Source organism: Kitasatospora sp. NPDC056327, from assembly GCF_042261735.1.
In the GTDB taxonomy this organism is placed as follows: Bacteria; Actinomycetota; Actinomycetes; order Streptomycetales; family Streptomycetaceae; genus Kitasatospora.
Map to the genome: position 1 here is coordinate 1 of NZ_JBHJRC010000406.1, position 5,952 is coordinate 5,952.

Sequence of the window (5,952 nt, forward strand, 5' to 3'; positions counted from 1 at the left end):
GGCCCGGACCCCCGGGCCGCCCCTCCGGCGTTCCCGCCCCGGGGCACGCCTCCCGGACCCGCGGCCGGGCCGGGACCGGGGCCCGCCCGCCACGGCCCGTCCCGCAGGACCCGCCGGGCCCGCGGCGGTGCCTCTCCGAGGCCCTAGGCTCGTCGTGGTCACCAGCCGGTTCGCTCCCCCGGAGGTCCGTCCATGAGCATGCCGCCGTTCCTCGGCCTCCCCTCCTGCGCGCGTGCGCTGCGGGTGACCACGGCGCGCGGGGAGTTCGCCGCGCTGCGGGCCGAGCCCGCCGGGGCGGTGCGCGGCTCGGCCCTGCTGGTGCCCGGCTTCACCGGCAGCAAGGAGGACTTCATCGCCCTGCTGGAGCCGCTCGCCGCGGCCGGCTACCGGGTGACCGCGGTCGACCAGCGGGGCCAGCACGAGACGGGCGGCCCGGACGACCCGGCCGCGTACGCGGTGGCCGCGCTCGGCGCGGACGTGCGGGCGCTCACCACCGCGCTGCTGGCCGGGGGCGGCGGCCCGCTGCACCTGCTGGGCCACTCCCTCGGCGGCCAGGTGGTCCGCGAGGCCGTGCTGGCCGAGGCCGCCCCGGGCGGGGGCGCCGGGGTGCCGTGGGCGTCGCTGACGCTGATGTCCACCGGACCCGGTGCGATCGACCCGGCCGAGGCGGAGCGGACCCGGCTGCTGATCGGCGTCCTGCCCACCATGGCCCTGGAGGAGATCTGGCAGGTGATGCAGCGGCTGGAGGCGGGCACCGACCGCGCCCGCCACCCGTCGCCCGAGGTGGCCGCGTTCCTGCACCGCCGCTGGCTGGCGAACGTGCCGCAGGCGCTGATCACCACCGGCCGCCACCTGGTCGCCGCGCCGGACCGGGTGGACGAGCTGGCCCCGGTGCTGGCGGCCGGGCTGCCCGCCCTGGTGCTCTCCGGCGAGCGGGACTACGCCTGGCCGGTGCCGGAGCAGAACGCGATGGCCCGGCGGCTGGGCGCCCGGCGGGTCGTGGTCGCGGACTCCGGGCACTCCCCCAACGCCGAGCAGCCGGCCGCCACCGCCGAGGCGCTGCTCGCCCTCTGGGGCTGAGCGGGCCCCGGTTCGACGCCTCCCCGGGGCTCCTGGTACAAGGGGGGCGCGACAAAATTCGTTAGTTGCGGTAATATTTGATTCGGTCCTGGAAACATCGTCGACAGTGCCGTCGGCGGGCCGTCGACGCGATCCTCCGAAACCAGGACTTCACCGACGGGCAACGACCCGGTAGCAGCGCCACCACAGGGTGGTTCACGAGGGACACGAGGGACCCGACGCCCTTGGCGATCAGGGGGGAGCCCTCTTTGCCGCGACAGCGGTCGGTCGACGACTCGACCCGACAGACACCGAACGGGCTGATACCCATGCAGCCCCGGCCGCCCCGCCCCGCGGGGCCAGGAAAGGACAGGCCCATGCGCTTCGAGATCCTCCGACTGGACGACGCCCACGGCAGCGCCACCGACCGCCTCATCGCCGACGCCGAGACCGTCCGCGAGCTCGTCCAGGCCGCCGCCCGCACCGGCGAGCGCCTGCTCATCCGTCCGTGTCCGACCGTCTGACCGGGCCCGGCACCCGGGAGCCCGCACGCTCCCCCGCCGCCGACGAGCCCGGCGCGTCCGACCCGGACGTTCCGATACCCGACTGACGCCCCGTCATCGCCGCAGCGACAACGGGGCGTCAGTGCGTCCGGGCCGGCCGCCGGCCGCGACGCGGCGCCCGTCGCCGACGTTTGCCGCCGCCCGCCGCTGGACATTTCCCCACGGGAGCCGCCCGCACCGCGCACACCCCGCGCCGGACGGGCGCCGGCACCGACAGGGTGCCGCCGCGCCGCCCTCCGTACGGGTGACCGTCCTTGACGCGGCGGTCCGGAGGGAGGAGCGTTGTCGCCTATGAGGGGCGAGCCCAGCTGCCCGAGGTGCGCCGGTCGGGTCCGCGCCCCCGGTCTGTTCTCAGACACCTGGCAGTGCGACCGGCACGGCGCCGTGCACCCGATGCAGCCGGTGCTGCCCCCGAGCATCGAGGCGCTCGGCGTCGCCGTCGCCCGTTCACAGGTCCCCGTCTGGCTGCCGTGGCCGCTCCCGGTGGGCTGGCTGTACACCGGGATCGCGCACGTCGGCGACGACGTCTCGGGCGCCCGGGCCACCGCCGTCGCCTGCTCCGGACCGGCCCCGCTGGGCGGGTTCGGCGAACTGGTGCTGGTCGCCGAGGAACTGGGCGTCGGGCTCGGCGCCCGCTACGCGGGACTCTCCGGCCCGGACCCGGGCGAGTCGGTGGCCCTCTACAAACCCGCCGACGCCAAGCTGCTCGCGGCCGGCCGGCCGACGCCGATGTTCCACGTGCCGCAGGCCCCCGCGGACCGGGCGGTGTTCGTCGGCGAGGCGCGCGGGCTCTGGCTCTGGGCGGTGGCCTGGCCCGAGCAGTCGGCGCTGGTGATGTACGACGAACTGGTGCTGACCGACCTGCGGGAGGCCGGCGCGGAGCTGGACCTGCTGCCCTGCGGAGCCCTCTCGCCCCACCTGCTCCGCTGACCACGGGCGTGCGGCCGTCCCGGGCGGGCGGCCGCCCGGCCCGCTCCCCCGCCGCGGCCGCACTATCCTGGGCGTCATCCCGCCGGCATCCGTGCCGGTCCCAGCGCCGGACGGCGCCGACCCCGAGGGAGCACCACCCGTGCGCATCGACCTCCACGCCCACAGCAACGCCTCCGACGGAACGGACAGCCCGGCCGAACTGGTCGCGGCAGCCGTCGGGGCCGGGCTGGACGTGGTGGCGCTGACCGACCACGACACGGTGGCGGGCCACACCGAGGCCGTCGACGCGGTGCACGCCCTGCCGACCGGGACCCGGCTGACGCTGATCCCGGGCGCGGAACTGTCCTGCGTGGTGGGCGACATCTCGATGCACCTGCTGGCCTACCTCTTCGATCCGGCCGAACCGGCCTTCGCGGCGGAACGCGAACTGGTGCGCACCGACCGCTTCCGGCGCGGGCGGGCGATCGTCGAGCGCTGCCGCGAACTCGGTGCGGACATCAGCTGGGAGCAGGTGCGGCGGATCGCCGGGGAGGGCTCGGTGGGCCGTCCGCACATCGCCAGCGCGCTGGTCGAGGCGGGCGTGGTGGCCTCGGTGTCGGACGCGTTCACCGCGGACTGGCTGGCCAACGGCGGACGGGCGGACGTCCGCAAGCACGAGACCGACCCGGTGACGGCGGTCCGGCTGGTCCGGGCGGCCGGCGGGGTGCCGGTCTTCGCCCACCCGGGGGCGGTGAAGCGCGGACGGACCGTCTCCGACGAGGTCATCGCCGACCTGGCGGCGGCCGGGCTGGCCGGCCTGGAGGTCGACCACGTCGACCACGACGAAGCGGCCAAGGCCCATCTGCGCGGCCTGGCGGCCGAGTTGGGGCTGCTGACCACCGGGTCCAGCGACTACCACGGCACCCGCAAGACGGTCCGGCTCGGCGAGCACACCACCGACCCGGCCGTCTACGAGGCCTTGGTGGACCAGGCCACCGGCGGGAAGCCGATCGGCGGCTGACCGCACCGGGGCCCGGGCCACCGACGGGCCGTCAGGGGCACCGCCGGGAAGGACTTCCGCCGCGGCGGCGCCGGACGGTCTCGCCCCGGGGCGGCTCAGTCCAGCCGGACGCCCCGGCGCTCCGGGTCGCGCAGGTCGGTGCCGTGCCGGAGCCAGCGCTCCTGCAGGGCCGCCGCGCCGTGCACCCGCTTCCAGCCCGCCTCGTTGGGGGTCATCGGCAGCAGCGGCAGGAAGCGCACCGGGTCGGCCGGCGCGTCCAGCTCCAGGTCCTCGACCAGACCGCCGGGTTCGGCCGCCAGGACGGAGCTGAACGGCGCGCCGCCCCAGAGCGGGGCGCCCAGGTCCAGCGAGCCGCCCGGGGCCACCACCAGCCCCTCCACCTGCGGTGTCGCGGCGAAGGTGGCCAGCGCGCGGAGCACGCCGTCCCGGCCCCCACGGATCGTCAGGACCAGTTCCGCGCGCGGCCCGCGGACCTGGTCGGCCACCACCGCGGCCGGGTCGGCCATCGGCGCGGCGGACATGCCGAGGGTGGCGTAGCGGACCAGGCCCTCCCGGTCCGGGCCGAAGCGCAGCACCTCGATGCGGTCGGCACCGAGGAAGGTCACGGCGGCGCGGCCGCCCGGTTCGCCGAACGCGGTGAGCAGCCGGGCCTCGACGGCGGCCAGCACCCCGGCCCGGGAGGGGCCGTGCGGGCTGCCGCCGGCGGGGTCGCCGAAGAGCGGGAAGTCATGGGCCATGCCGGTGAGCGTAACCCGCGGCCCCCGGGCTGTTGGCACGGCCTTTACGTGAACGCGGGCGCGGTGACGGCCGATCGGATGTTAGTGTGAGCGACTGGCTACCGGGGATTCCCGTCCTACCGGGGCAGCGGCGCGAAGGAGGTGGTTGCGGTGGATACCAGCCGACCATGCAGTACCGGCAGCTCTTCCCGGCCCGGACGCCTTCCCCGTACCCCTCGGTGCGCGGCCTGAAACGGCGGGCCTGAGAGACCTCGGCGGGAGCCGCCCGGTCTCCTCCCCAGCTCCGTGGACCAGAGCCGCCCCGTGCCGACGGCACGGCGGTCCGGTGGTCCGGCCGGGAGAGCGCCCTCACCGACGTCCGGCCGTTCCGCTCCCCGTGCCCCGGCAAGGCACCCAGGGGCGGCCGCAGACGCCGGAATTCCATCGGTGTTCCTCCGCCGTCGTACCGCGGCCGCCCGTCCTCCTGCCGCCGTGCGTCGGTTCCTGCCCAAGGGAGCCTGCCATGTCGATGATCAGCAGCCTGCGCGCAGCCGTCCGCACCAACCGCCGCCGCACCTCGGCGGCCCTGTTCGACACCATCCACCCCGGCCGGACGCCGTCGGCGGTGGTGGACTGCGCGGTCTACCAGCACGGCCGGCGGCACGGCGAGACCTGCAGCCCGCGCGAGGCGGCCCGGCTGGTCAAGGCGTCCAAGCAACTCCCGGACGGTGACGGTTCGTTCAGCTGGATCGGACTGCACGAGCCGACCGAGGCCGAGTTCGAGGGCATCGCGCAGCGGTTCGGGCTGCACCCGCTGGCGGTGGAGGACGCGGTGCACGCGCACCAGCGCCCCAAGGTCGAGCGCTACGACGACGTGCTGTTCGCCGTCTTCCGGACGATCCGGTACGTCGACCACGACCAGCTCACCCCGACCAGCGAGGTGGTGGAGACCGGCGAGCTGATGGTGTTCGCCGGGCGGGACTTCGTGATCACCGTGCGGCACGGCGGGCACAGCTCGCTGAAGGAGCTGCGGCACCGGCTGGAGGCCGACACCGACGGCAGCGGGCTGCTGGCCAAGGGCCCCTCGGCGGTGCTGCACGCGATCGCCGACCACGTGGTGGACAACTACATGCTGGTCGCGGACCAGTTGCAGACCGACGTGGACGAGATCGAGTTCGAGGTGTTCTCCAACCGGGGCGGCCGGGGCGCGGACGTCGGGCGGGTGTACCAGCTCAAGCGCGAGGTGCTGGAGTTCAAGCGGGCGGTGGCGCCGCTGCTGCGGCCGATGCAGCAGCTGTCGGAGCCGCTGCAGCGGCTGGTCGACCCGGAGATCCAGAAGTACTTCCGGGACGTCGCCGACCACCTGGCCCGGGTCACCGAGCAGGTGCACGGCTTCGACGAGCTGCTGAACTCGCTGCTCCAGGCGAATCTGGCGCAGGTGTCGGTCGCGCAGAACGAGGACATGCGCAAGATCACCGCGTGGGCGGCGATCTTCGCGGTGCCGACCATGATCACCGGCGTCTACGGGATGAACTTCGACTACATGCCGGAGCTGCACCACCGCTACGGCTACCCGATGGTGCTGGGCAGCGTGGTGCTGATCTGCATCGGCATGTACCGGGGCTTCCGCCGCAACGGCTGGCTGTAGGGCCGCTCCCCCGGATCACGCCGGGCGGTCCGGCGT

6 protein-coding genes are annotated in these 5,952 nt (G+C 75.3%); 5 read left to right on the top strand and 1 reads right to left on the bottom strand.

From position 1 onward, the window contains the following. Positions 1 to 192: 192 nt before the first annotated feature. The 4 genes from ACFCX4_RS34025 (at position 193) to ACFCX4_RS34040 (ending at position 3,552) form a co-directional block, all read left to right on the top strand. Entirely contained in the window at positions 193 to 1,080 is an 888-nt protein-coding gene (locus ACFCX4_RS34025) for an alpha/beta fold hydrolase (protein WP_376150957.1), read from the top strand. Positions 1,081 to 1,436: 356 nt separating this feature from the next. Beyond that, a complete protein-coding gene (locus tag ACFCX4_RS34030) occupies positions 1,437 to 1,583 on the top strand; it encodes a hypothetical protein (protein WP_344343078.1) in 147 nt (48 codons plus the stop codon). 330 nt (positions 1,584 to 1,913) lie between these two features. Next, a complete protein-coding gene (locus ACFCX4_RS34035; RefSeq protein ID WP_376150959.1) occupies positions 1,914 to 2,552 on the top strand; it encodes a DUF6758 family protein in 639 nt (212 codons plus the stop codon). 139 nt (positions 2,553 to 2,691) lie between these two features. Beyond that, positions 2,692 to 3,552, top strand: a complete 861-nt coding sequence (locus tag ACFCX4_RS34040; RefSeq protein ID WP_376150961.1) for a PHP domain-containing protein — start codon at positions 2,692 to 2,694, stop codon at positions 3,550 to 3,552. A 95-nt stretch (positions 3,553 to 3,647) separates the two neighbouring features. Here the strand turns inward: ACFCX4_RS34040 and ACFCX4_RS34045 are convergent, their stop codons facing one another. Continuing rightward, entirely contained in the window at positions 3,648 to 4,289 is a 642-nt protein-coding gene (locus ACFCX4_RS34045) for a suppressor of fused domain protein (protein ID WP_376150963.1), read from the bottom strand. 502 nt (positions 4,290 to 4,791) lie between these two features. Here ACFCX4_RS34045 and corA point away from each other — a divergent pair. Further along, a complete protein-coding gene (gene corA / locus ACFCX4_RS34050) occupies positions 4,792 to 5,916 on the top strand; it encodes a magnesium/cobalt transporter CorA (RefSeq protein ID WP_376150965.1) in 1,125 nt (374 codons plus the stop codon). Positions 5,917 to 5,952: the final 36 nt, after the last annotated feature.

What these genes read in the sequence shown, in the direction of transcription:
- ACFCX4_RS34025 (WP_376150957.1), top strand. Translation starts at nt 193, where the DNA reads ATGAGCATGCCGCCGTTCCTCGGCCTCCCCTCCTGCGCGCGTGCGCTG.
- ACFCX4_RS34030 (WP_344343078.1), top strand. Translation starts at nt 1,437, where the DNA reads ATGCGCTTCGAGATCCTCCGACTGGACGACGCCCACGGCAGCGCCACC.
- ACFCX4_RS34035 (WP_376150959.1), top strand. Translation starts at nt 1,914, where the DNA reads ATGAGGGGCGAGCCCAGCTGCCCGAGGTGCGCCGGTCGGGTCCGCGCC.
- ACFCX4_RS34045 (WP_376150963.1), bottom strand. Translation starts at nt 4,289, where the DNA reads ATGGCCCATGACTTCCCGCTCTTCGGCGACCCCGCCGGCGGCAGCCCG.
- corA (WP_376150965.1), top strand. Translation starts at nt 4,792, where the DNA reads ATGTCGATGATCAGCAGCCTGCGCGCAGCCGTCCGCACCAACCGCCGC.